The sequence below is a fragment of the Mesorhizobium sp. AR07 genome, assembly GCF_024746815.1.
In the GTDB taxonomy this organism is placed as follows: Bacteria; Pseudomonadota; Alphaproteobacteria; order Rhizobiales; family Rhizobiaceae; genus Mesorhizobium.
The window spans coordinates 1,621,993-1,645,015 of record NZ_CP080525.1; the positions used below are offsets into that span (position 1 = coordinate 1,621,993).

Sequence of the window (23,023 nt, forward strand, 5' to 3'; positions counted from 1 at the left end):
CTGATCATGAACCAAGCCATCATCACCAAGAACCCGCTCGTCGAAGTCCGTGGCGTGTGCCAGACCTACGACAAGGGAAGTGCCGGCCAGCTCATCGTTCTCGACCAGGTTGGGCTGACGCTCGCCTCCGGCGAGATCGTCGGCCTGCTCGGCCGGTCGGGATCCGGCAAATCCACCCTGCTGCGCTCGATCGCCGGCCTCATCCGCCCGAGCCAGGGCGACATCACCTTCGAGGGCAAGAAGGTCTCCGGCACGCCGGACGGCATTGCCATGGTCTTCCAGAGTTTTGCGCTGTTTCCCTGGCTGACCGTGCTGCAGAATGTCGAACTGGGGCTCGAGGCACAGGGCGTCTCTCCCGCCGAGCGCCGGCAGCGCGCGCTGTCGGCCATCGACTTGATCGGCCTCGACGGCTTCGAGAGCGCCTATCCGAAGGAGCTCTCGGGCGGCATGCGCCAGCGCGTCGGCCTCGCCCGGGCCCTTGTGGTGCATCCCAAGGTGCTGCTGATGGACGAGCCCTTCTCGGCGCTCGACGTGCTGACGGCGGAGACGCTGCGCACCGACCTGCTCGACCTCTGGTCGGAAGGCCGCATGCCGATCGAGTCGATCCTGATGGTGACGCACAACATCGAGGAAGCGGTGCTGATGTGCGACCGCGTGCTGATCTTTTCGTCCAACCCGGGCCGCGTCGTCGCCGAGCTGCGCATCGATCTGCCGCAGCCGCGCAACCGGCTGGACCCTGCCTTCCGGGCCCTGGTCGAGGACATCTACGCTCGCATGACCGCCAGGAAGGAAGCGGGCGCCCCTGCCCGCGATGGCGTTTTCCCCGGCTCGGGCATAGCGATGATCCTGCCGCGCGTCTCGACCAACCTGCTCGCCGGTCTGATCGAGGCTGTCGCAGCGCCACCCTACAACGGACACGCCGACCTGCCGCCGCTGGCCGCCAGCCTGCAGCTCGAGATCGACGACCTGTTCCCGATCGCCGAAACGCTGCAGCTGCTGCGCTTCGCGGAATTGGCCGAGGGCGACATACAGCTGACCCCGGCCGGAAAACGCTTTGCCGAAAGCGAGGTCGACGCGCGCAAGCAGTTGTTCGCGCAGCAACTCGCGGCCTATGTGCCGCTGGCTGGCCATATCCGGCATGTGCTTGACGAGCGCGCCGGCCACAAAGCACCGGCGCGCCGCTTCCGCGACGAGCTGGAGGACCACATGTCCGAAGACTATGCCGACCAGACGGTGCGGGCCGTGATCAGCTGGGCCCGCTACGCCGAATACTTCGCCTATGACGAGGAGAGCGATCTCTTCACGCTCGAAAATCCGACGTAGTCCGCGCAACGCCGGAATGCACTGACCTGCGGGCAGGGCCGGGATTCTGATCCCCGGCCCTGCCCGCGATCCCGCATGTCCAAGGCCAGCACCAATGCATGTCGCTCAAAAGTGGCCCCGGTTTTGAGACGACGACATGCATACAAACAAAGACTGAAAGCGCGTCGCATGAATCCGTTCCGATGCGACGCGCTTTAGGAGGTCGACCATGCGCCTCGTTCCACGACAGCTCCTCCATCTGGATTCGCCGCGCGGCAGGCGGATCATCCGCATTGCCGGGATCGCGCGCGAATGGTTCTTGCTGAAACTCTCGGGCGTGGCTCTGCGTCTTGGCCATCGCGTGCTCGTTGCCGGAGCAAGGGCCTTCTGGGCAGGCGCGATCGGCAAAGCGGGCCTGCGCAATGTGCTTCGGATCTCCTCGCGCCTCGACCGGGTGGGCATGCGGCTGATGCGCCAGAGCATCCGTCGGCGACGAGCCGAGAGCCGGGACCGTTACTGGTGAACTGGCGGCGCCCGCGCCTCACGACACCGGCGCCGCTCCGCCCTCTTGCGTGCGGCGCGCGATGAACTCGTCGAGGGCACCGCTGGTGGCGACGGCCGAAGCAGGGGGCACGAAATCGGCCAGCGTGCGTCTCCAGACTCCGGTGGCGCGTTCGCTCGCCGTCTTCGACCCGCTTTGCGTCCAGTTGCCGAAATTCGACCAGTCGGCGACCAGTGGTTCGTAGAAGGCGGTGCGGTAGCGGGCCATGGTGTGGCCGGCCGAAAAGAAGTGGCCGCCCGGCTGCACTTCGGCGATCGCCTCGAAGCCGATGGCGTCGTTGTCGCCGGGTGTTGCCGCGCAGAGTTCTGCGACCGTCTGCAGCGCCTCGATATCGGTGACCAGCTTCTCGAAGGAGACGCTCAAGCCCCCTTCCAGCCAGCCGGCGGCATGGATGCACATCGTCGCCCCTGCCAGCACCGAGCCCCACAGCGCGAACTGCGTCTCATGTGCCGCCTGCGCGTCCGAGATGTTGGCCGCGCTGCCGCCGCCGGACCGCCAGGGCAGCCCGGTGAAGCGCGCCAGCTGGCCGGCCCCCAGCGTCGCCTTGACGTGCTCCGGCGTGCCGAAGGCCGGCGCGCCGGACTTCATGTCGACATTGGAGGAGAAGGAGCCGTAGACGACCGGCGCGCCGGGCCGCACGATCTGCGCCAGCGTCAGACCCGCCAGGGCTTCGGCATGCTGCAGCGTCAGCGCGCCGGCGACCGTGATAGGCGCCATCGCGCCCGCCAGGCAGAACGGCGTGATGACGGACACTTGCCCCGCTCTGGCGAAGTCGATGATGCCTTGCGCCATCGGAATGTCGAGCTGGCGCGGCGAGTTGGTGTTGATGACGGTGTAGCAATGGGCATTTGCCCGGAATTCGTCCTCCGTCAGGCCACGCGCCAGCCGCAGCATCTCGAAGCCGTCCTCGACCTGCGGCGTGCCGCGCGCGAAGACGAAGGGGAACTTGTCGGACAGCGTCAGCTGCGCACGGTTGACGGCATAGTGGCGGAAGCGGTTGTCGACATCCTGCGGCTCGATGCAGGGTCCCAGCATGTGCAGCACGTCGAAATGCTGCACCAGCCGCATCAGATCCTCGAAATCGGCCAATGTGCCCGGCCGCCGGCCACGCTCGAGATCGGTGACGTTGGGTGCGCCGCATCCGGCCAGAAAGGTCATCGAGCCGAGCTCGAGCTTCAGATCGCGGGCACGAGTGCCGGCATAAGCGTGGATCGACTTCGGCGCCGAGGCGAGTGCCGCCGTCACCATGTCGCGGCCGATGCGCACCATATCGGTGTCCGGATCGACCAGGGCGCCGGCGTTGGCGAAATGCTCACGCGCTTGCGGCAGCAACACCTTGATGCCGAGCTCTTCCAGCACGCGCAGCGCCGTGTCGTGGATCGCCGCGACCTGATCGTCGGAAAAGATCGGCTGCGGCAGGAACGGGTTCTTCAGCGAACGATAATCGGGCCGGCGGCTGCTTTCGCTGCCGGCCTCGCCTGTCCGTGCCCGCCGGCGTTCGCGCCTGCCATCACGTGCCGCGTCATCGACCATCGAAAATCCTCCTCATTGCCGCATCGCCTTGCCTTCGGGGTCGTAGGGCGAGGCCGCGATGACACGCGCCGGCCGCTCCGTGCCGACGACATGCACCGAGAGCGCGGTCCCCTCGCCTGCGAAATCTCGATCGACAAGCGCCAGCGCCAGGCTCTTGCCGACCGTATAGCCATAGCCGCCCGAAGTGACGAAGCCGACGCGCCGGCCCCGATGCCAGACCGGCTCGAAGCCGCTGGCATCGGCGTCGATGGCCTCGACTTCCAAAGTCACCAGGCATTGAGGCGTATCGCCAGCCTTGCGCGCCTGCAACGCCGCCTCCCGGCCGATGAAGTCGCCCTTGCCGAAAGCGATGAAGCGGTCGAGACCGGTCTGGCCGGGCGTGTGGCCTTGCGTGAACTCGCGTGACCAGATGCCAAAACTCTTTTCCAGCCGCAGCGCATTGAGTACGTAATAGCCGATCTCGGCAAGGCCGAGATCCTCGCCGGCGGCAAGCAGCGTTTCGCGCAGTGTGGCATGCATGGTCACGGGGCAACTGATCTCGAAGCCGAGCTCGCCGGCTATCGACAGCCGCGCCACCCGCGCCTGCACCATGCCGATGTCGAATGCACCGCAAGCCATGAACGCCAGCGCCGCGCCGGACACATCCTGATGCGTCGTGCGCGCCAGGATTTTGCGTGCGTTCGGGCCGGTCAGCAGGAAGCCGCTCATCGTGTCGGAAAGGTCGGTGACAGAAACGCCCTCCGCCGCATGGCTCTCGAACCAGCGCATGTGAAACTCGCGCAGATAGTAGGAGCCCATCAGCCAATAGTCGCCACCGCCCCAGTTGAAGACGGTGAGGTCGCCCTTCAGCCGCCCATCATGGCCAAGCATCGGCGCCAGCCTCGCCTGTCCCGGCTTCGGCAGCCGGCAGGCGAGCAACCGGTCAAGCCATGCTTCGGCCCCAGGCCCCGAGACCGCATAGCGTGCATAGGCCGAGATATCGACCAGACCCGCCGCGCGCCGGACCTGCAGCGCCTCGTCGCCGACGATGTCGAAGGCGTTGGAGCGCCGCAGCGTCGTGTTCTCGCGAAACCCCATCGGCGCGAAATAGGCCGGGATTTCCAGCCCCCAGGACGCCGTCCATTCGCATCCCGCCGCCGTCATGCCGTCATAGGCGCCGGGGCGTCTCAGCGGCCGGCCTGCCGGTAGCCGCTCATTGGGAAAGGTCATGACGAAGCGGCGCGAATAGAACTGGCGCGTCGTCTGCTTGAGATAACAGCGGTTGGCGGCGAACGCGCCGTAGCGGGCAATGTCCATGCCGAAGATGTCGGCTTGCGGCTCGCCATAAATCATCCATTCGGCCAGCGATTTGCCGACGCCGCCGCCCTGGCTGAAGCCGGCCATGACGCCGCAGGCAACCCAGTAATTCTTCAACCCGCGCACCGGCCCGACGATCGGATTGCCGTCCGGTGTGAAGGTGAAGGCGCCGTTGACCCATTTGCGGATGCCGGCTGTCGCCAGGCAAGGGAAGCGCTCATGCGCCTTGGCGAGTTCCGGGCTGATGCGGTCGATGTCTTCCGGGATCAGCTCGATGCCGTAATCCCACGGTGCGCCTTCCATGTTCCAGTGTTTTGGGTTCTGCTCGTAGACGCCGAGCAGCACGCCCTTGCGCTCTTGCCGCAGATAGGAAAACCCGTCGAGGTCGACGGCAATGCCGATCTCCCGGTCCAGCGCCGCGATCTCCGGAATGTCCTCGGTGATGAAATAATGGTGCTCCATCGGCGTCACCGGCAATTCAACGCCAGCCATGCGGCCGAGCTGCTTTGCCCACAGCCCGCCGGCGTTGACGACATGCTCCGCCACAATCGTGCCCTGCTCGGTGACGACGTCCCAGTGGCCGTCGGCGCGCGCCTTCAGTTCGACGACCCGGTTGCGCAGGATGATCTCGGCGCCGCGCTTTTTCGCCGCGCCCGCATAGGCGTGGGTAGTTCCATAGGGATCGAGATGGCCTTCGTTGGAATCGTGCAGGCCGCCAAGCACCCCCGTGACGTCGACGATCGGGCAGATCGCCTTGATCTCGTCGGGCGTGACCAGCCGCGCTGTCTCGATACCGACCGACTGGAACACCGCCCAGGCCGATTTCAGCCACTCCCAACGCGCGGGGTCGCTGGCGATGTTGACGCCGCCGGTCATGTGCAGGCCGATGTCCTGGCCGGATTCGGCCTCGATCTGGCGGTAGAGATTGATGGTGTAGTCCTGCAGCGCCGCGACGTTGGGATCGGCATTGAGCGCATGGAACCCGGCCGCCGCGTGCCAGGTCGAACCGGCCGTCAATTCGGAACGCTCGATCAGCGCCACATCGCTCCAGCCGAACCGCGTCAGATGATAGAGCACCGAGGCCCCGACCACGCCACCTCCGATGACGACTGCGCGGTAGTGCGACTTCAAGGCTTACCTCCACGGTTAGTCCGAAGGCTGCACCATATACGCACTGGACATAAGTGTCCAGTGCGGCGCGAACACATCGCGCTGCGTCGACCTGATGTGTGATTGGGATCAGTTTCTTTCGCGCGACCATGCGTTTTTATCGGCGTGTGAAAAAGCCGGCGGCGTGCATCGCGCACTGTCACGCAAGCATCACGTTCGCGCCGTAGACCGCGTTTGGGGAGGCGCGCGGCATCATCGATGCCGCACCTCTTTCAGCCATTCGTCCATCGGCCGCTCCGGCAGGCTTTGTCACAAAGAGGATTGTCCATGAAATATTTGTACCGAACAGCGTCGCTTGGCGTCGCGCTGGGCTTGTTCACCGCCTTGACGCCGGCGCTCGCCGACAGCACCGCGACCGTCGGCGGCACCAGCTTCGTCAGCAAGGGCCTGGTCGGCGTCGGCCGCATCCCGGCCGCTCAGCGCGACAAGTTCGGCGAGACGTTCGGCTCCGGCTCCGGCATGGCGATCGACACCGCCGGCTGGACGCATGACACGGCTGGCTACAAAGGCTCGCTCTGGCTGCTGCCGGACCGCGGCTACAATGTCGCCGGCACCACCGATTACCGGCCGCGCCTCAACACCGTCGGCATCGAGTTTGCCCCGCTGGCGCCAGGCGCCGCACCCGCCGCCGGCCAGGAGCAGACGGGCGTCAAGGCGACGCTTGCCGACAGCCTGCTGCTCACCGACGACAAGGGCACTGATGCCACCGGCCTCGATCCGCTGTCGGATGTGCGTGCGGCAACCGGCGACATGCCGATGCTGCCCGCCGCCACCAACGGCAAGCTCGCCCTCGACAACGAAGCGATCGTGCGGCTGCCTGACGGCTCGATGTTCATCTCCGACGAATATGGCCCGAACATCTATCGGTTCTCAGCCGAAGGCCGCCTGCTGTCGGCGACCCAGCCGCCGGCGGCACTGGTGCCGATGCGCAAGGGAGCGCCGAACTTCTCCTCGAACAATCCCGGCCCGGGTGCCGCCGAGCCCGATCCGAAGGATCCCGACACCGGCCGCCAGAACAACCAGGGCCTCGAAGGCATGGCGATGACGCCGGACGGCAAGTTCCTGATCGCCGTGCTGCAGTCGGCGACCAGGCAGGATGGCGGCGACTCTGGCGCGACCCGCCAGAACACCAGGGCGCTGGTCTATGACGCGACGGACCTTGCTCATCTCAAGCTGGCGCATGAATATGTCGTGCCGCTGCCGGTGTTCAAGGATGCCAAGGGCAAAACCAAGGTCGCCGCGCAAAGCGAGATCGTGGCGCTGTCGGACCAGACATTCCTGATGCTGGCGCGCGACAGCGGCAACGGCCAGGGGCTGAAGGGCGATACCTCGCTCTACCGCCAAATCAACATCGTCGACGTCTCCGCCGCCACCGACATCGCCGGCACGGATTTTGACAAGGACAAGCCGGTCGCGCCCAAGGGTGTCGTCGACTCGTCGGTGACCCCGGCCAAGTTGACGCCGTTCATCGACATCAACGACAATGCAGAGCTTGGCCGCTTCGGCCTGCACAATGGCGCGCCGAACGACCACAACAACCTCTCGGAGAAGTGGGAAGCGATGTCGCTCGCCAGCGTGCTCGATCCGAAGCTGCCCGACGACTATTTCCTGTTCGTCGCCAACGACAATGACTTCCTCACCCAGGACGGTTTTCAGGTCGGCGCGCCCTACAAGGCCGACGACGGCGCCAATGTCGACACCATGTTCCTGGTCTATCAGGTCACGCTTCCCGGCCTCGCCAGGAAGTAACGACACCAGGCAGGCGGGCGCGCATTGCGCGTCCGCCTGCCTGGTACGATCGAACGGTCGAACCCGCCGGCGGCGCTCGCCCGCGCAAGGGTGCATCTCGATCCGGCCTGCGATAGTTGCAAGCAGTCTACAGATCGTGAAGGCGCTTACTTCAACATCTCGGCGTCCTTTGGCACGCCCGCATCGATCGGCTCGGCCGTCCTGTTCGACACGGCGGTGATCTTCGCGGCGGCCGACAGGTTCGCGCGCACGAAGACCGGCGCGGGGCCGTTGATGCGGCTGTAGAGGTCGATGATGTCCTGGTTCATGAAGCGCACGCAGCCGGACGAGGCGTTCTTGCCAATGGAATCCCACTCCGGCGTGCCATGCAGCCGGTACATCGTGTCCTTGCCGTCACGGAAGAGATACAGCGCACGCGCGCCCAGTGGGCTCTGCGGGCCGGGCGGCATGCCGTCCTTGTATTTCGCCAGTTCGGGGCGGCGCTGGATCATTTCCGGCGGCGGCGTCCAGACCGGCCACTTCTTCCTCGCCTGAATCACGGCGCTGCCGGTCCACCCGAAACCGGCCTTGCCGAGGCTGACGCCATAGCGAATGGCCTTGCCGCCGTCGCCCACCAGATAGAGGAAGTGCTCGGAGGTATCGACAACGATCGTGCCGGGTTTTTCTCCGGTCGGGTCGGACACGATCTGGCGCACGAACTTCGGATCGATCTTGGCCACCGGGATTGCCGGCAGCTGATAGCCCTCGTCGACGCGCGCCGCATACATGCTTGCGACATCGCCGAATGCCGGATCGCTTGGCGCCGCTGCCACTGGCGGCGGCGCAACGTCGGTCGTGGTGCACGCCGAAAGAACCACGGAGGCCGCGCCCAAAGCGGATGCACCGAGAAACGCGCGCCGGTTCAGGCGCTCAAAAAACAGCGGAATATCGGACATGACCCCCCGGCTATCCATAAGATGTAGTAAGGAACGCGGCCCCACGCGCCCAGAACCAATATCCGATTCCGGAAGCTTTGAGAACATGATTAGATCAAGGCACGGATCGGACTCAGATAAGCCTTCGCCGAGTTGCCAGCCATGGACGAAAAAATGCCCCCGCGCCGCCGCACCGGCGACCTGACCAGCGGCCCGATCCCGCGAACGCTTCTGCTGTTCGCCCTGCCGGTGCTCGGCTCCAACGTGCTGCAGTCGCTCAACGGGTCGATCAATGCCGTCTGGGTCGGCCGCTTTCTCGGAGAATCGGCGCTGACCGCCACCTCCAATGCCAATCTGGTGCTGTTCCTGATCCTCGGCACGGTGTTCGGCATCGGCATGGCGGCCACCATCCTGGTGGCCCAGTCGGTCGGCGCCCGCGACCTGCCCGAGGCTCGCCGCATCGTCGGCACCAGCGCCACCTTTTTCTTCCTCATCTCGGTGGTGTTCGCGGTCTGCGGCTGGATCTGGGTCGACGCCATCCTCAACACGCTCGGCACCCCGGCCGATGCCTTGCCGCTGGCCCGCTCCTATCTGCGCATCATCTTTGTCGCCGTGCCGATGATGAACCTTTTGTCGTTCGTCATGACCGTGCTGCGCGGTGCCGGCGATTCGCGCACGCCCTTCTTCTTCATGGCGCTTGCCGTCGTCCTCGACATCGTGCTCAACCCGCTGCTCATCCGCGGCATCGGGCCATTCCCGGAACTCGGCATCGCCGGCTCGGCCACCTCGACGCTGATCGGCCAGACGGTCAGCGTGATCGCCATTCTCATCGTGCTCTATGTGGGCAAGCATCCGCTGCGGCTGGCCGGTGCCAACCTCGCGCTGCTGCGGCCCGATCCCGCTTTGCTGCGCATCATCGTCTTCAAGGGCGTGCCGATGGGCCTGCAGATGATCGTCATCTCGGCGGCAGCACTTACGGTGATGGGCATCGTCAATTCCTACGGTTCGCAGGTCGCCGCCGCCTACGGCATCGCCGCGCAGCTGTGGACCTACATCCAGATGCCGGCGCTCGCCATCGGTGCCGCCGTCTCCTCGATGGCGGCGCAGAATGTCGGCGCCGGACGCTGGGACCGGATCGGCCGCATCGCCGCCTCCGGCGTCGGCTTCAACCTGGTCCTGACCGGCGCGCTGGTTGCGGTGCTTTGGCTATTCGACCGCTCGGTGCTGAGCCTGTTCCTGAGCAGCGACAGCGCCGCGATCGACATCGCCGCCCACATCAACAATGTCGCGTCCTGGTCGTTCATCCTGTTCGGCATCACCATCGTGCTGTTCGCCACCGTGCGCGCCACCGGCGCGGTGATGCCGCCGCTGATCATCCTGGTGATTTCGGTGCTCGTCGTGCGCACCGGCTTTGCCTATTTCATGCGCGGCGTGATCGGCGAGGAAGCGCTGTGGTGGAGTTTCCCGGCCGGTTCGATCAGCTCGCTTGTGCTGGCCGCGGCCTACTACCGCTTCGGCCGCTGGCGCACCATGCACATGATCGAGGACAGGCCGGCCGCAGGCGAGCCGCCGGACACCGGGCTCGGCGTGCCGCGGCAGCGTGCGAACATGACACCTGAAACGCCAAACGGCTGATCAGCCCGGCCCTGCCGGGCCGGTTCTTGTCTCAACGCCTGTGTTTCAGCCCAAAGCCCAGTGCCACCAGCGCAAAGGCCACGATCATGCCGGCGAACGCCAGGCTCGCGGCGACAGAGCTGGCATAGGTCGAAACGACGCCGATGCCGACGACCGGCAAGGCGTTGCCGACAAAGCAGCAGATGAAGAAGCTGGACACCACTTCGGCGCGGCGATCCGCCGGCGCGATCTCGTTCACTACCTGCAGGCCGCCGCGATAGCCGAGTGCGGCCGCGACACCGCAGCAGGCGGTCGCAGCGATCATCAGCGCCATCGAGGCCAATATCTGTGCCGCCACCACCAGCAAGACGCTCGGGATCATCAGTGCCAGCGCGGCCAGCATCGCCTTGCGGCTCTGCACATTCATCAGCGCCACGATGCTGATCGCCGCGACAATCGCCATTTCGAAGAACAGCGCACCGGCAACCGCGTGGTTGGTCTCATGCAGTTGCGGGGCGAGGATACTCGGCGCCGCCGCGGCATAGAAGCCGACCAGTGCCATCGCGCCAAAACCGGTCACCGCCGGCGCGACGAAGCGCGCGCGAATTTCCTCCGGAACGGCAATATGGGGCCGGAAGGAAATCCCTCCGAAGCCGCCCGGCTTCGCCACGGTTTCGCGCGTGCGCCACAGCAGGATCGTCACCACCACAAGGACCGCCAGATAGAGGATGAAGACCAGCCGCAGTGGCCATGGTTCGTATTGAGCCAACAGTCCCGAAACGAGCGCGCCAAAACCGAGGCCGAGAAAATTGGTGCTGGTGGTGATGACGCTGACGCGGGACTTGTCAGCCTCGGGCAGCAGCTCGGAAATCCAGGCGGTTCCGGTTCCCGCGCCAACGCCGATGCCAAGCCCGCTCAGGATGCGGGCGACATCGAGCGAGAGGACATTGCCGGCAAACAGGAAAGACAAGCGCACTGCCAATGGCGATACCCATCGCCGCGAGAGCTGCTGGCCGGCGACCGATCACATCGGACACGCCGCCGAACATCAGCAAGGCGCCGAGATTGCCGACGACATAGACGGCGTAGATCAGTGTCAGCGTGATTTGTGAAAAACCGAATTGCTGCTTGTAGACGATGTAGAGTGGCGTCAGCACCGTGCTGCCGGCAAACAGCACCGCAATCATCGCGGCTACGGCCGGGATCGCAAGAGCGTCGCCGCGAGCTTGGTTGTGCGTGTGCGCCAAATCGCGAACGGTCATGACCAACCTCGTTACCAGCTTCGGGGATCGCGACGTTAACGCGCCGTCACTCCAGGCGTTCCGGCCGGCAGGTTGCCTGAACAGAATATCCGCCGGCTGAACAGGCTCGGATCAGAGCCAGCGACTCCGATCCGTCATGACATCCTGCCGTGCCGCATCAGACCGCAATCCGTCCTATTTGCAGGAGAAGCCGGGCGCGATCTTGCACTTGCCGGGCCGCGGCTTGTGCGGCGGGCGGTGGTGCGGAGGACGGTGGTGCGGCCTGTGCTGCCAGTGCGGCGGCCGATGCGGCGGGCGCACGATGATGACCGGCGGGCCAACGACGTGGGAGCGCTCGATATAGCCGGCGCTGGCCCAGCCGAGCAAACCACCGCCATGGATCTTGCACCAGCCCGGCTGGCAGCCGGTGACATTGACCCGAAAGCCGGCCGGCAGCGTTCCGACCTTGGCGTGTCCCGCCCCGGCCCAGTGCGCACATTGAGGGCGGTCGTGGTGTGGGCGCTGTAGGCGAAGGCCGCGGCCGACGTGCCGAAGACGGCAGCCAGAACGGTCGCGATCAGAAGCAGAAATCTCATCAGTCCCTCCATTCGATGCCCGGCCATTCGTCTGCCTGGGCCGAGGCTGCGTGCAAGGGGAAAGGCCGTGGTCGGAAAAGTCAACATATGACCGCCCAACCATCTCAACCGGCAGGAGTGATGCAGGGATTTTTCCTGGATATGGTTGAGGAATTTCCCGAACGCCGTTTATCGGCCCTTGAACATCCGCTAACAATTTACTGCCTCGCGACAATGCGTTGCGGGCAAAAGGCGGGATCGATGGGCAAAGGCAGGGTCGAGGCATTCACCGACGGCGTCGTGGCCATCATCATCACCATCATGGTGCTGGACCTGAAGGTGCCGGAGGGGGAGGACTTCTCGGCGCTGCTGCCGCAGTGGCCGATCTTCCTGTGTTACGTGCTTTCGTTCATCAATGTCGGCATCTACTGGAACAATTTGCACAACATGTTCCATACCGTGCAGCGCGTCGATGGCCGCGTCCTTTGGGCGAACCTGCATCTGTTGTTCTGGTTGTCCCTAATGCCGGTAACGACCGCCTTCATGGGTGAGAACCACTTCGCCACGGTTCCGGTGGCGGTCTACGGTTTCGACCTCGCAATGTCTGCAACCGCCTATGGCATCCTGGTCGTCGCGCTGCATCGGCTGCATGGACAAGACACCGCCTTCGCCAAGGCAGTCGGCAGGGACCGCAAGGGAAGGATTTCGCTCGCTGTTTACATCGTGGCCGTTGCGCTGACCTTCGTCGACCGGTGGATCGGCGTCGCGCTCTACGTAGCCGTCGCCCTGGTTTGGCTCGTGCCGGACACACGTTTTGCACGGGTGATCGACAAGTAGCTCTTTTGTTTGACGCCATTCCCTTTGGGAAAGCGCTACGCGCTTTTCCCAGGAAAACCGCTTCACACTTTACCTGGAATTGCTCTACTTGCGCATCGCTTTCAGTTTTTCCGCCACCGAAGCGGCAAGGTCGGCATAGCGCTCCTCCAGCCGTTCCGCCGCCTTGATGATCGAGAAATCATGGCCGAACTTTTCCAGCGCCATACGCAGTTTCTCGACGAACTCGGCCTGTTTCTCCAGGGCGGAGAACAGCGTCTTGACCTGCGCTTCGCTGATGTCGGGGTTGGCCAGCATCTGCGGCACCTCGCGGCCCATCCGATCGCCTGTGGCGGTCTGTTCCTTCAGAATTGCAACCCAGTCCGTCAATCAGGAAATCTCCATTTGCCCCGGCAGCGTGCAGAGCATTTGCTCGGCAACATGTGCAGCATTTGCCCGGCAACATGCGCAGCCTCGACCCGACCGGTCAACCCGAACAAGCGCTGACAGAGGCTTGCACCGGCCAGTTCCAGCGCTAAGTTCAGCGCCATCGCAAGAAGGAATCCATCGCCCATGATCACCGATGCCGAGATCCAGACCGCCCTGCCCGCGCTTGCCCCCGGCAACGCCGCCGTTATCACCGGCGCCGCCAGCGGCATCGGCCTCGCAGCGGCCAAGCGGCTTGCATTGATGGGCATGAGGATCGTGCTCGCCGACATTGGCGGCACGCGCCTTGACGATGCCTCCCGCGCCGTTTCGACGATTGCCGGCGACGATGCGGTGCTCACTGTGGCCGCCGACATTTCGAAAGCGGATGAAGTGGATCGTCTCGCCGAAAGGGCGTTCGGCGCTTTCGAAAACGTGTCGCTGCTGATGAACAATGCCGGCGTCGGCAACAACCCCGGAAAGCCCTGGGAAAACCGCGATGCCTGGAAGCGTCTGCTAGAGATCAATTTCTGGGGTGTCGCGCATGGCGTCGAGGCCTTCGCGCCGCGCATGCTGGCCTCGGCCAAGCCGGGGCTGATCATCAACACCGGCTCCAAGCAAGGCATCACCACGCCGCCCGGCAACCTTGCCTACAACGTCTCCAAGGCCGGGGTGAAAACTTTCACCGAAGGCCTGGCTCATGCGCTGCGCAACGAACCCGGAGCCCATGTCGCCGCCCATCTGCTCATTCCCGGCTTCACCTATACCGGCCTCACCGAAGGCGCGACGGAGAAGCCGGCCGGCGCCTGGACCGGCGAGCAGGTCATTGATTTCATGCTGGCATCCCTGACCAGGGGCGATTTCTACATCCTGTGCCCTGACAATGAGGCGGCGCGGCCGCTGGATGAAAAGCGCATGGCCTGGGCGATCGGCGACATCATCGAGAACCGCCCCGCTCTGTCGCGCTGGCATCCGGACTACAAGGAGCCTTTCGCGGCGTACATGAAGCGCTGAGTTTCGCTTCAGGCCGCGCGCTTTTTCGGCCCGCGCTTCTGCGCCACGGCCTTCTTCGCCGCCATGGCGGTGATCTTCTCGTCATGCCGCATTGCTGCCCTCTCACACCTGTCGCGGATCTCCTCGACTTCGGATTCGGTCAGATGTTCGATGCCGATGAAGTGGTTGTGGCCCTCGCTGACCCGGATCAGTTCATCGAGCTTGGTCTGGATCGCCGCGCCATCACGGTTCTGGGTGTTCTGGATGAGGAACACCATCAGGAAGGTGATGATCGTGGTCCCGGTGTTGATCACCAGTTGCCAGGTGTCCGAAAAGCCGAAGAACGGTCCGCTCACCGCCCAGACGACGACGATCAGGCAGCAGACGGCAAATGTCAGCGGCTGGCCGGTTACATGAGCGACCCGGTTGGCGCTCTTGGTGAAAAGCTTTTCCATCTATCGAATCCCTCAATGCCGCAGCGTGATGAGAAACAACCCGCAGCCGTTTCAGGTTCCCGGTGGAAACAAATACAACCGGCACAATTGAATGCACGCATAAAGAGAATAGGCAGGAAAACACACCTTATGGGTTTAATGTCACAGTAACCGAACAGGCAAAAGTGCCTGTTCCTTCCGCTTCACAGCGGTTTACCTCCAGCCCCTTCCGCTGCGCCACCCCCGCATGGCGGAAGGGGTTTCAGTCCGGAGAGCGCGGAGCATGGTTTCCCGAAAGCGCCGACCGGCACACCGACAGACGGTCGCTCCACTTTCCCGCAGCTTGCTTCGCAGCGCCGGCCTTGGCCTGCTGATGGCCTGCGCGGCCGGGACGGTCAGGGCCGAGCAGCCCGCGGCACCCGCGGGCGAACCGATAGTGGCGCCGGCAGCCGACCCGACAACCGATCCGGTGATCACCAGCAGTCTGGAACGGCACTGGACCAACAACGCACTGGACAGCGACCATGCGGTGAAGGACTGGTACACGCTGTTGCGCGGTTCGCTGCAGAAGCAATGGGGCGACAACGACGCCAACGCCAAGTTGAACGCGAACTTCCAGATAACGCACTACGACAAGACGTCGATCGAGGATGACCGCGCACTGTCGCTGTCGGCCGAGGCCTTCCGCAAGCTCGCGCCAGGTCTCGAACTGCGGGGATCGCTGAGCTATCGCGTCTCCAGCACCGGCGACAATCTGGACATTGGCCCGCTGACGCTGGGCACGCGCGAATTCAAGCAGGTCTTCGGCGCCCAGACACAGCTCGGCATCGATCTCGGCAACGCCACCTCCCTGATCCTCGAGGCCGCCGACAGTTTCGAAAAGCTCGGCGCGACGCATTTCCAGGATGACCTGATCCTGCCGGCGAAGCTGCACGCCGATCGCAACCTCTTCCAGTTGGCGGCACGGGTCACCCGAACCTTCGGCCAGTTCGCCTTCGGCGCCTCGGCGTCGGCACTTTTCGCCAGTGTCGAGGAAATCGGCTATCCGCCGCTGTTCCTGTCATTCAACGCCTATACGCTGCGCGCCGAGGCCGCCTACAAGGCATCGGACGGTTCGACGCTCGGCGTGGCGCTGGGCGCGCAATTCCTGCGCGGCGCCTACGACATCTACCAGCGTTGGCGCCCGACCTGGCAGCTCACCTTCGGCAAGCCGCTGCCACGCGGCTTCGAGTTGCGCGGCACCTATTTCGGCCGCTACGAGACATCGGACACCGACGACCCGCTGGCCTCATGGCTGCAGCGCGCGGAACTGGAACTCGGCATGAAGGTGCGTGAAAACCTCGGCATCGCGTCCGGCATCTTCTACGAGCTCAAGGACAATCTGCTCTACGAGAACCAGGAGCGGCGCAAGGGCATCTACGCCGAAGCGACGTATAACGCGACCAAATCGATGGCCATCGTTGTCCGCGTCGACGTCTCCGAAACTTTCAAGACGGTGATCGACGAACGCCAGCACACCGTCGATGCATTTGTGGGCCTGCGCGCGAAGATCTGATGCGTGTCGCCTAAAAGCGACGCGCATGACGCGCATAAAGGCAGGAGGGCGTGCAAGACCCTCCTGCCCCGACACGGGCATTCGCCACCCGTGACTTATTGCTCAGCGATGGCCGCCCAGCTTGTAGCTGTTGCCGCCAAGGACGTTGACGCCAACACCGTTGAGGACACCGGAAAGCACGTTGGTGTCGTTGCCGTTCAGAATGCCCTGGACGACATTGCCGCTCAGGATGTTGTTGCCGCTCAGGATGCCATTCAACGCGTTCACCTGGCCGAGGCCGATGGACGGCGACACGTTGATCAGGCTGCCCGAGCTACCCCCCCAGCCGCCGGCATAGGCGCCGACAGTCGAGAAGGAAACCATAGCAGCTGTGAGTACAAGTTCGAACTTCTTCATGACTTATCTCCATTGTTGCTAGTAGTTTTTCCTTCGACTTCTTACGACTTACCCCCGCACCGAGTAGTGCATTTTGTCGAAAGTCTTGCAACCATGGAGTGCTTAATCTGACGAATACAATTCGTTTTCCAATTTTTAACACTAATATTTTACGTTAAGAAAATTGGTTACCGTCGACGCATTTACGGAGCTCAAGCGTCGTCGTTTTCCCAGCGGTTGAGGAAGGCCTCGATCGGCATCGCCTGCATGTCGGGAACCGCCCTGGCGAGCTTTTCGACCGGCCAGTCCCACCAGGCGAGAGCTTCGATCCGAGCCGCGATGGCAGCCGTGAAGCGTGACCTGAGCGGTCTGGCCGGCACTCCGGCGACGATCGCGTAAGGCGGCACGTCATGCGTCACCACCGCATTGGCGCCGACCACCGCGCCATTGCCGATGGTGATGCCGGGCATGATCACCGCACCGTGGCCGATCCAGACGTCATGACCAATGGTCACGGCTTTCGCCTGCCGCCGCGCGCGGAACGCGGCGTCGACGCCCAGCCAGCGAAAATACTCGTTCGGCCGGTAGCTGACCTTGTGCTGGGTCAGCCGTTCGATCGGATGCTCCAGCGCGTTGATGCGGCTGTTGGCGGCGATCGAACAGAATTTGCCGATCGTCGTGTAGATCGCTTCGCAATGGCGTTCGAAATAGGAGAAATCGCCGACGCTCACCTCGCGCAGCACCACCCGCTCGCCGATCGAGGCATAACGGCCGAGCTTGCACGCCTTCAACTCCGCGGTCGGATGGATGCGCGGCTCGGAATCCTTTGGGACGAGATTTTCGGAACGGTCCATGCCGGCGGCTTTACCCCCGAGCGATTGGTCCCGCAAGCGGGACCAATCGTCCGTCAGACCGGTTCCGCGAAGGAGTTCGACCTGCCTATTTCGGCTTGCCGTTGGTCCACACCACGTTTTGGCCGTAGAGCGGCACGGTTGTCACCGACATTTTGGCCGAGCCGTTCTGCACCTGGCGCGAATGCGACAGGTAGATCAGCGTCTCGTTGGCCTTGTCGTAGATCCGGTTTACCACCTGCTTCTTCCAGATCAGGCTGATGCCTTGCTTGAACACTTCCTCGCCACCCTCGCTCTTGTCGATGTCGCCGATGGTGATCGGGCCGGTCTGGCGGCAGGAGATCGAGGAATCGGAGGGATCCTCGAACCAGTTGCCCTTGTGCAGCCGATCGATGATGCCGCGATCGAAGTAGGAGACGTGGCAGGTCACACCCTCCACCTTCGGGTCCTTGATCGCCTCGACGATGATGTCGTTGCCAAGCCAGTCGACGCCGACCTTGCCGACTTCCTCGGCAATGGCGGCACCAGCGCCCAGGACAACGCACGCGGCCAACGCGCCGCCGATCAGTCTTCGCCCAATCAGTCCTTGCAACATAGCCTCCTGCGGTTCGAGTTGCCGGTCACAGGTGGGGCGAGCAGCCCGGCTTTGCAAGCAGATACGTCGACACCCTGCGGTTGCGGCAACGCGGCACTTTGCCTGGGCGGGGTCGAACCGCTAAGACTGTGCTGGCGCGGCATGGGGCCGGCGCCCCCGATGATTTCTGCGGACGGACCTTACTGATGATGCGTTCTATTCTGGTCGGCATTCTCGTCCTGATGGCTGCCGGCATCGGCTGGCTGACCTTCGACTGGTACCGCGGCCACTATGGCGGCGAGCCCTTCGGCGCCGCCTTCACGCTGGTCGACCAGAAAGGCGCGCCGATCACCGAGGCCGCCTTCAGGGGCCAGCCGAGCGTCGTCTTCTTCGGCTTCACCCATTGCCCCGAGGTCTGCCCGACCACGCTGTTCGAACTGGCCGGCTGGCTGAAGACGCTTGGAGACGACGGCAAGAACCTGCATGCCTATTTCGTTTCGGTCGATCCGGAACGCGACACGCCCGATGTGATGAACACCTATGTCAGCAATTTCTCGGACCGCATCACCGGCATCACCGGCGACCCGGACAAGGTCCATGCCATGGCCAAGTCGTTCGGCATCTACTGGAAGAAGGTCGACACCGGCGACGGCGACTACACGATGGACCACACCGCTTCGGTGCTGCTGCTCAACGCCAAGGGCGACTTTGCCGGTACGATCGCCTATGGCGAAAGCCCTGACACGGCGATCGCCAAGTTGAAACGACTGGCGGCCAAGAGCTGATACAAAATACATGACCCAGACGCGACTGCATTTCATTACCGGAAAAATCGAGGCTGAGCGCATTTTCGCGGCGTTCGAGGCGGCCTTCGAGGATGAAGGCCTGCCAATCGCCGTACTGGAGGTCGACGAGGACAAGGACATCCACGAAGTCTCGCTCTATGCCGACGACGACGTCGATGCGGTCGAGGCCCGGGTCAAGGACATCCTCGCCGGCCTTTCCCTATCGAAGCCGATCGAGCGCGAGGCCCTGCCCGACATCGACTGGGTGGCGCGTTCGCTGGAAGGCTTGAAGCCGGTGCGCGCCGGCCGTTTCTTCGTCCACGGCGCGCATGACCGCGGGAAGCGCCACAGCGGCGAACTCGCCATCGAGATCGAGGCGGGCCTTGCCTTCGGCACCGGTCACCACGGCACCACCGCCGGCTGCCTCGAAATGCTGGAGCGCGTCGTGCGGCGCGAGCACCCGCGCAATGCGCTCGACCTCGGCACCGGCAGCGCGGTGCTGGCCATCGCCGTCGCCAAGCTGGCGCGCATTCCGGTTCTGGCCACCGACATCGATCCGGTGGCGGTGCGGGTGGCTGCCGCCAATGCACGGCTCAACCACGTCAAGGCGCTGGTGGAGACGGTAACTGCGCCGGGCTTTCACCACCCGATCTTCGGCAAGCGCGCGCCTTTCGATCTCATCGTCGCCAACATATTGGCGCGGCCGCTGATGCGGCTGGCGCCGCAAATGGCCGACCATATCGCGCTCGGCGGCTCGATCGTGCTGTCGGGCATCCTCGAGCGCCAGCGCGACGCCGTCGTCTCAGCCTATGTCGGCCAGAATTTCCGCCACGTGCGCACCTTGCACCGCGAGGGCTGGGTGACGATCCACCTCAAGCGCTGAGACCGGCAGGACCAGCCGTGCGCGGCTTGGACCAAGTCCAGCCGGTTGTCAGTCAAGCGACGCTGTAGCAGGTTGCGCCAACTGAAAATCGATTCCGATTTTCGAGGTCATGCGCTACATCAGCGCCGAATTCAGGGAGGCCCATCATGTTCCAGACCTTCGATTCCGCGGGCGACCCGGCAGTCGGCAAGCCGCGTGTTGCGCTGCTGCGCCAATGGCTGGCGGCCAATGGGCTGGACGGCTTCATCGTACCCCGCGCGGACGAGCACCAGGGAGAATATGTCGCCGACCGCTCGGCACGGCTGAAATGGCTGACCGGCTTCAGCGGCTCGGCCGGCGTTGCCATCGTGCTGCGCGACCGCGCCTTCGTCTTTGTCGACGGGCGCTACACGCTGCAGGTGCGCCACGAGGTCGATCTCGACATTTTTTCCATCGAAAGCCTGGTCGACAACCCGCCTGCCGCCTGGCTGAAGGATACAATTGGCAAGGGTGCGCGGCTCGGCTTCGACCCGTGGCTGCACACGATCAGCGAGGTCAAGGCGCTGCAGGCCTCGGCCGACAAGACCGGCGCTGTGCTGGTACCGCTCGACAAGAATCCGGTCGACATCATCTGGAAGGATCAGCCTGAGGCGCCCGTGGCCCCCGTCGAGCTTCACCCGATCGGCTTTGCCGGCGAGCTCGCCAAGGACAAGCTGGCGCGGCTAGCGGCGGCGATCGGCAAGGACGGCGCCACCCATGCCGTGCTGACCGACCCCTCCTCCATCGCCTGGGCCTTCAACATCCGTGGCGGCGACGTACCGCACACGCCGCTGGCGCTCGGCTTCGCCATCCTTGCCGCCGACGGATCGCACCAGCTGTTCATGGATCGGCGCAAGTTCTCGCGCCAGGTTGCGGCCTATCTGACCCAGCTCGCCGAATTGCATGAGCCCGGCGAATTCGAAACGGCGATCGTCGCTCTCGCCAAGGGCGGCGCGAAGATCGCACTCGACCCGGTGCTGGCGGCGGACAGGCTGCGCATGCTGGTCGAGGACAATGGCGGCACGGTGGTTGCCGCGCCCGATCCCGCCCGCATCCCACGCGCCACCAAGAACCAGGCCGAGATCAACGGTTCTCGCGCCGCGCATCGCCGCGATGGCGCTGCGGTCGCCAAGCTTCTGTGCTGGCTGGAGCGGCAAAAACCCGGTTCCCTCGACGAGATCGCTGTCGTCACCAAGCTCGAGGAGACGCGTCGGCGGACCGGTGAGGAAACGCAGATGCCGCTGCGCGACGTGTCCTTCGACACCATTTCCGGCGCCGGCCCGAATGGCGCCATCATGCATTACCGCGTATCGCGCGCCACCAGCCGCAAGCTGCGGGCCGGCGAGCTGTTCCTGCTCGATTCCGGCGGCCAGTACCAGGACGGCACCACCGACATCACCCGCACGGTGCCGATCGGCCAGCCGACCGAGGAGATGCGCGAACGCTTCACACTGGTGCTGAAAGGCATGATCGGCATTTCCACGCTGCGCTTCCCCGCCGGCACGCGCGGCTCGGAAATCGATGCCGTCGCGCGCATGGCGCTGTGGAAGCACGGCTGCGATTTCGCCCATGGCACCGGCCATGGCGTCGGCTCCTATCTGGCCGTGCATGAAGGCCCGCAGCGCATTGCCCGCACCGGCACCGAAAAGCTGCTCGAAGGCATGATGCTGTCCAACGAACCCGGCTACTACAAGGAAGGTTCTTATGGCATCCGCATCGAGAATCTCATCCTGGTGACGCCCGCGACACAGGTCGAAGGCGGCGACATCGCCATGCACGGCTTCGAGACGCTGACGCTGGCGCCGATCGACAAGCGGCTGGTGCGGACAGACCTGCTGACGCGCGAGGAACTGCACTGGCTAGACGCGTACCATGCCCGCGTGCTGGCCGAGATCGGGCCGATGCTCGACGGCGAGACGCTGGCCTGGCTGGAGAAGGCCACCGCGCCGCTGCCGCACGACGTCAAGATTTAGGAGTTGGTCTTCGAAAGTCGGCACCGCCCCTCATCCGCCTGCCGGGCATTTCTCCCCGTAGAACGGGAGAAAGAAGCTGTCACCGAAGCCTTCGCTAATTTTCAACGGTGCAGAAACAGCTCCGACATTGCGGCAGCGTCCCTTCTCCCCGTTTACGGGGAGAAGATGCCGGCAGGCAGATGAGGGGCGGCGCAAACGTCCGAAACGATCACGCCTCGAACTCTACCCGACGAACTGCCGCGATATGATCAACACCGCCGCGCCCGCCAGAAACATCGCCATCAGCCCGCCGCGCAGCGAAACCACCGCGGTAACGACCAGTGCGGCCCATTCCGCCGGTCCGGCATTCAACAGCTCGGGCGCCACCAGCGTCGTCAGCACCGCCGCCGGCACGGCGTTGAGGCCGGCCTCGACGCGCGGATGGATGTTCTCGAAGCGCGAGATGACCAGATGCCCGCCGATGCGCGTGAGATAGGTGGCTATCGCGCTGGCGATGATGATCCAGAATGTCGTGCTCATGGTCGTGCCTTCACGCCGCTGTGGTGGGGCGGCAGGATGACGGCAAGCAGCACGCCGGCAATGGCGCCGATGGAGACATGCCAGGGCGAGCCCACCGTCTTGTAGGCGATGATGGAGGCCGCGGCACTGGCGATGACCACCGGCAGCCACAGCGGCCGCTTGCGAAAGCCCAGGACAAGGCCGAGGAAATAGATCGGCAGCAGGAAATCGATGCCCAGCGCATGCGTGTCGGGGATCAGCTTGCCGAACACAGCGCCAAGCGCGCTTTCGATCACCCAGAACACATAGACCGGCAGGCCAAGCCCCAGATACCAGGCGAAGCCGACCGTCTGGCCGGAGTTTGCCCTCGCCTCGGCGACCGCGAACTGCGGATCGGTGAGGATGAAATAACCAAGTGCCTGCTGGATGACAGGCCAGTGCGCGATACGCCGGCCGATACCGGCGGAGTAGAGCACGTGGCGGAAGTTGACGGCAAAGATCGACAGCACGATCAGCCATGGCGCGACATGCTGGCCGAACAGCTGGATGCCGACCATCTGGCTGGCGCCGCCGAAGACCAGCGCACTCATCAGGAAGGCTTCGAAGACCGAGAAGCCATTGTCGACGGCGAGCGCCCCGAACAGCACCGCAAACGGCGCCGATGCCACCACGACAGGCATCGAGAGCCGCACGCCCTGCCAGAAATCGCTCCTTGCGCCGCTCTCGGAGATTGCGTCCGTCGCCATTCACCACTCCCTCGGGAACGGCGGTATGTAGGTGGCGTGGCCTGCCTTGTCACACGAATTCGCTTGAGCCAAACGATCAGCGGAAATGATCGTCGCAGCACCTTGTCGAAGGCCAATGCATGTCGCCCAAAAGTGGCCCGGTT

Annotated in this window: 23 protein-coding genes; 10 read left to right on the top strand and 13 right to left on the bottom strand. The window is 64.3% G+C overall.

Annotated features, from left to right (window positions below; genetic code table 11):
* The first annotated feature begins 6 nt into the window (after window positions 1–6).
* Window positions 7–1,323: an ABC transporter ATP-binding protein gene (locus tag BPNPMPFG_RS08340; protein WP_258594635.1), complete on the top strand. Its 1,317-nt coding sequence runs from the start codon at window positions 7–9 to the stop codon at window positions 1,321–1,323.
* A 208-nt stretch (window positions 1,324–1,531) separates the two neighbouring features.
* Window positions 1,532–1,825 carry a hypothetical protein gene (locus BPNPMPFG_RS08345; protein ID WP_258594636.1) on the top strand — a complete coding sequence of 98 codons (294 nt, stop codon included), beginning with the start codon at window positions 1,532–1,534 and terminating at the stop codon, window positions 1,823–1,825.
* A gap of 18 nt (window positions 1,826–1,843) precedes the next feature.
* Here the strand turns inward: BPNPMPFG_RS08345 and BPNPMPFG_RS08350 are convergent, their stop codons facing one another.
* Together BPNPMPFG_RS08350 and BPNPMPFG_RS08355 are read right to left on the bottom strand one after the other, a co-directional pair.
* Complete coding sequence (locus BPNPMPFG_RS08350; protein ID WP_258594638.1) at window positions 1,844–3,397, bottom strand: trimethylamine methyltransferase family protein; 1,554 nt, start codon at window positions 3,395–3,397, stop codon at window positions 1,844–1,846.
* Between the two features lie 12 nt (window positions 3,398–3,409).
* Window positions 3,410–5,824 carry a GcvT family protein gene (locus tag BPNPMPFG_RS08355; RefSeq protein ID WP_258594640.1) on the bottom strand — a complete coding sequence of 805 codons (2,415 nt, stop codon included), beginning with the start codon at window positions 5,822–5,824 and terminating at the stop codon, window positions 3,410–3,412.
* A gap of 306 nt (window positions 5,825–6,130) precedes the next feature.
* On the opposite strand from BPNPMPFG_RS08355, the gene BPNPMPFG_RS08360 reads away from it, so the two are divergent.
* A complete protein-coding gene (locus BPNPMPFG_RS08360; protein WP_258594641.1) occupies window positions 6,131–7,612 on the top strand; it encodes an esterase-like activity of phytase family protein in 1,482 nt (493 codons plus the stop codon).
* A gap of 146 nt (window positions 7,613–7,758) precedes the next feature.
* Here the strand turns inward: BPNPMPFG_RS08360 and BPNPMPFG_RS08365 are convergent, their stop codons facing one another.
* Window positions 7,759–8,547, bottom strand: coding sequence for a L,D-transpeptidase (locus BPNPMPFG_RS08365; RefSeq protein ID WP_258596669.1), 789 nt, complete (start codon window positions 8,545–8,547; stop codon window positions 7,759–7,761).
* Between the two features lie 141 nt (window positions 8,548–8,688).
* On the opposite strand from BPNPMPFG_RS08365, the gene BPNPMPFG_RS08370 reads away from it, so the two are divergent.
* Window positions 8,689–10,161: an MATE family efflux transporter gene (locus BPNPMPFG_RS08370; protein ID WP_413776838.1), complete on the top strand. Its 1,473-nt coding sequence runs from the start codon at window positions 8,689–8,691 to the stop codon at window positions 10,159–10,161.
* A 31-nt stretch (window positions 10,162–10,192) separates the two neighbouring features.
* Here BPNPMPFG_RS08370 and BPNPMPFG_RS08375 read toward each other — a convergent pair whose 3' ends face one another.
* The 3 genes from BPNPMPFG_RS08375 to BPNPMPFG_RS08385 form a co-directional block, all read right to left on the bottom strand.
* Window positions 10,193–11,101 (bottom strand): MFS transporter, encoded by a 909-nt coding sequence (locus BPNPMPFG_RS08375; protein WP_258596671.1) that lies wholly within the window; start codon window positions 11,099–11,101, stop codon window positions 10,193–10,195.
* Window positions 10,986–11,402, bottom strand: coding sequence for an MFS transporter (locus tag BPNPMPFG_RS08380; RefSeq protein ID WP_258594644.1), 417 nt, complete (start codon window positions 11,400–11,402; stop codon window positions 10,986–10,988). Before BPNPMPFG_RS08380 ends, BPNPMPFG_RS08375 begins: the two co-directional genes overlap by 116 nt.
* Window positions 11,403–11,576: 174 nt before the next feature.
* The gene (locus tag BPNPMPFG_RS08385; protein WP_319945981.1) at window positions 11,577–12,242 is read right to left on the bottom strand and encodes an SH3 domain-containing protein; all 666 of its coding nucleotides are present in this window, start codon (window positions 12,240–12,242) and stop codon (window positions 11,577–11,579) included.
* Between BPNPMPFG_RS08385 and BPNPMPFG_RS08390 the strand changes: the two genes are divergently transcribed.
* The gene (locus BPNPMPFG_RS08390) at window positions 12,218–12,793 is read left to right on the top strand and encodes a TMEM175 family protein (RefSeq protein WP_258594647.1); all 576 of its coding nucleotides are present in this window, start codon (window positions 12,218–12,220) and stop codon (window positions 12,791–12,793) included. The two genes, BPNPMPFG_RS08385 and BPNPMPFG_RS08390, sit on opposite strands and share 25 nt — an antisense overlap.
* Window positions 12,794–12,877: 84 nt before the next feature.
* Here the strand turns inward: BPNPMPFG_RS08390 and BPNPMPFG_RS08395 are convergent, their stop codons facing one another.
* Window positions 12,878–13,159, bottom strand: coding sequence for a hypothetical protein (locus BPNPMPFG_RS08395; RefSeq protein ID WP_258594649.1), 282 nt, complete (start codon window positions 13,157–13,159; stop codon window positions 12,878–12,880).
* Between the two features lie 183 nt (window positions 13,160–13,342).
* Here BPNPMPFG_RS08395 and BPNPMPFG_RS08400 point away from each other — a divergent pair, with 183 nt between their 5' ends.
* Window positions 13,343–14,209, top strand: coding sequence for an SDR family NAD(P)-dependent oxidoreductase (locus BPNPMPFG_RS08400; RefSeq protein ID WP_258594650.1), 867 nt, complete (start codon window positions 13,343–13,345; stop codon window positions 14,207–14,209).
* Window positions 14,210–14,217: 8 nt separating this feature from the next.
* Here BPNPMPFG_RS08400 and BPNPMPFG_RS08405 read toward each other — a convergent pair whose 3' ends face one another.
* Window positions 14,218–14,643 (bottom strand): low affinity iron permease family protein, encoded by a 426-nt coding sequence (locus BPNPMPFG_RS08405; protein ID WP_258594651.1) that lies wholly within the window; start codon window positions 14,641–14,643, stop codon window positions 14,218–14,220.
* A gap of 262 nt (window positions 14,644–14,905) precedes the next feature.
* On the opposite strand from BPNPMPFG_RS08405, the gene BPNPMPFG_RS08410 reads away from it, so the two are divergent.
* Entirely contained in the window at window positions 14,906–16,177 is a 1,272-nt protein-coding gene (locus tag BPNPMPFG_RS08410; protein WP_258594652.1) for a hypothetical protein, read from the top strand.
* 102 nt (window positions 16,178–16,279) lie between these two features.
* Here the strand turns inward: BPNPMPFG_RS08410 and BPNPMPFG_RS08415 are convergent, their stop codons facing one another.
* The 3 genes from BPNPMPFG_RS08415 to BPNPMPFG_RS08425 all read right to left on the bottom strand — a co-directional run bounded on the left by BPNPMPFG_RS08415 (window position 16,280) and on the right by BPNPMPFG_RS08425 (window position 17,995).
* Entirely contained in the window at window positions 16,280–16,573 is a 294-nt protein-coding gene (locus BPNPMPFG_RS08415; protein ID WP_258594653.1) for a hypothetical protein, read from the bottom strand.
* Window positions 16,574–16,764: 191 nt separating this feature from the next.
* Window positions 16,765–17,406, bottom strand: coding sequence for a DapH/DapD/GlmU-related protein (locus BPNPMPFG_RS08420; RefSeq protein ID WP_258594654.1), 642 nt, complete (start codon window positions 17,404–17,406; stop codon window positions 16,765–16,767).
* An 85-nt stretch (window positions 17,407–17,491) separates the two neighbouring features.
* Entirely contained in the window at window positions 17,492–17,995 is a 504-nt protein-coding gene (locus BPNPMPFG_RS08425; protein ID WP_258594656.1) for a CreA family protein, read from the bottom strand.
* 188 nt (window positions 17,996–18,183) lie between these two features.
* Between BPNPMPFG_RS08425 and BPNPMPFG_RS08430 the strand changes: the two genes are divergently transcribed.
* From BPNPMPFG_RS08430 to BPNPMPFG_RS08440, 3 genes are all read left to right on the top strand, one after another.
* Complete coding sequence (locus tag BPNPMPFG_RS08430) at window positions 18,184–18,762, top strand: SCO family protein (RefSeq protein WP_258594657.1); 579 nt, start codon at window positions 18,184–18,186, stop codon at window positions 18,760–18,762.
* 10 nt (window positions 18,763–18,772) lie between these two features.
* Window positions 18,773–19,645, top strand: coding sequence for a 50S ribosomal protein L11 methyltransferase (locus tag BPNPMPFG_RS08435; RefSeq protein ID WP_258594658.1), 873 nt, complete (start codon window positions 18,773–18,775; stop codon window positions 19,643–19,645).
* Between the two features lie 146 nt (window positions 19,646–19,791).
* The gene (locus BPNPMPFG_RS08440) at window positions 19,792–21,636 is read left to right on the top strand and encodes an aminopeptidase P family protein (protein WP_258594660.1); all 1,845 of its coding nucleotides are present in this window, start codon (window positions 19,792–19,794) and stop codon (window positions 21,634–21,636) included.
* A gap of 222 nt (window positions 21,637–21,858) precedes the next feature.
* Here BPNPMPFG_RS08440 and BPNPMPFG_RS08445 read toward each other — a convergent pair whose 3' ends face one another.
* Together BPNPMPFG_RS08445 and BPNPMPFG_RS08450 are read right to left on the bottom strand one after the other, a co-directional pair.
* Window positions 21,859–22,155, bottom strand: a complete 297-nt coding sequence (locus BPNPMPFG_RS08445; protein ID WP_258594661.1) for an AzlD family protein — start codon at window positions 22,153–22,155, stop codon at window positions 21,859–21,861.
* The gene (locus BPNPMPFG_RS08450) at window positions 22,152–22,880 is read right to left on the bottom strand and encodes an AzlC family ABC transporter permease (RefSeq protein ID WP_258594663.1); all 729 of its coding nucleotides are present in this window, start codon (window positions 22,878–22,880) and stop codon (window positions 22,152–22,154) included. The genes BPNPMPFG_RS08445 and BPNPMPFG_RS08450 overlap by 4 nt, the downstream gene beginning before the upstream one ends.
* Window positions 22,881–23,023: the final 143 nt, after the last annotated feature.

What these genes read in the sequence shown, in the direction of transcription:
- BPNPMPFG_RS08340 (WP_258594635.1), top strand. Translation starts at nt 7, where the DNA reads ATGAACCAAGCCATCATCACCAAGAACCCGCTCGTCGAAGTCCGTGGC.
- BPNPMPFG_RS08345 (WP_258594636.1), top strand. Translation starts at nt 1,532, where the DNA reads ATGCGCCTCGTTCCACGACAGCTCCTCCATCTGGATTCGCCGCGCGGC.
- BPNPMPFG_RS08350 (WP_258594638.1), bottom strand. Translation starts at nt 3,397, where the DNA reads ATGGTCGATGACGCGGCACGTGATGGCAGGCGCGAACGCCGGCGGGCA.
- BPNPMPFG_RS08360 (WP_258594641.1), top strand. Translation starts at nt 6,131, where the DNA reads ATGAAATATTTGTACCGAACAGCGTCGCTTGGCGTCGCGCTGGGCTTG.
- BPNPMPFG_RS08365 (WP_258596669.1), bottom strand. Translation starts at nt 8,547, where the DNA reads ATGTCCGATATTCCGCTGTTTTTTGAGCGCCTGAACCGGCGCGCGTTT.
- BPNPMPFG_RS08370 (WP_413776838.1), top strand. Translation starts at nt 8,689, where the DNA reads ATGGACGAAAAAATGCCCCCGCGCCGCCGCACCGGCGACCTGACCAGC.
- BPNPMPFG_RS08380 (WP_258594644.1), bottom strand. Translation starts at nt 11,402, where the DNA reads ATGACCGTTCGCGATTTGGCGCACACGCACAACCAAGCTCGCGGCGAC.
- BPNPMPFG_RS08390 (WP_258594647.1), top strand. Translation starts at nt 12,218, where the DNA reads ATGGGCAAAGGCAGGGTCGAGGCATTCACCGACGGCGTCGTGGCCATC.
- BPNPMPFG_RS08385 (WP_319945981.1), bottom strand. Translation starts at nt 12,242, where the DNA reads ATGCCTCGACCCTGCCTTTGCCCATCGATCCCGCCTTTTGCCCGCAAC.
- BPNPMPFG_RS08400 (WP_258594650.1), top strand. Translation starts at nt 13,343, where the DNA reads ATGATCACCGATGCCGAGATCCAGACCGCCCTGCCCGCGCTTGCCCCC.
- BPNPMPFG_RS08405 (WP_258594651.1), bottom strand. Translation starts at nt 14,643, where the DNA reads ATGGAAAAGCTTTTCACCAAGAGCGCCAACCGGGTCGCTCATGTAACC.
- BPNPMPFG_RS08410 (WP_258594652.1), top strand. Translation starts at nt 14,906, where the DNA reads ATGGTTTCCCGAAAGCGCCGACCGGCACACCGACAGACGGTCGCTCCA.
- BPNPMPFG_RS08415 (WP_258594653.1), bottom strand. Translation starts at nt 16,573, where the DNA reads ATGAAGAAGTTCGAACTTGTACTCACAGCTGCTATGGTTTCCTTCTCG.
- BPNPMPFG_RS08420 (WP_258594654.1), bottom strand. Translation starts at nt 17,406, where the DNA reads ATGGACCGTTCCGAAAATCTCGTCCCAAAGGATTCCGAGCCGCGCATC.
- BPNPMPFG_RS08430 (WP_258594657.1), top strand. Translation starts at nt 18,184, where the DNA reads ATGATGCGTTCTATTCTGGTCGGCATTCTCGTCCTGATGGCTGCCGGC.
- BPNPMPFG_RS08435 (WP_258594658.1), top strand. Translation starts at nt 18,773, where the DNA reads ATGACCCAGACGCGACTGCATTTCATTACCGGAAAAATCGAGGCTGAG.
- BPNPMPFG_RS08440 (WP_258594660.1), top strand. Translation starts at nt 19,792, where the DNA reads ATGTTCCAGACCTTCGATTCCGCGGGCGACCCGGCAGTCGGCAAGCCG.
- BPNPMPFG_RS08445 (WP_258594661.1), bottom strand. Translation starts at nt 22,155, where the DNA reads ATGAGCACGACATTCTGGATCATCATCGCCAGCGCGATAGCCACCTAT.
- BPNPMPFG_RS08450 (WP_258594663.1), bottom strand. Translation starts at nt 22,880, where the DNA reads ATGGCGACGGACGCAATCTCCGAGAGCGGCGCAAGGAGCGATTTCTGG.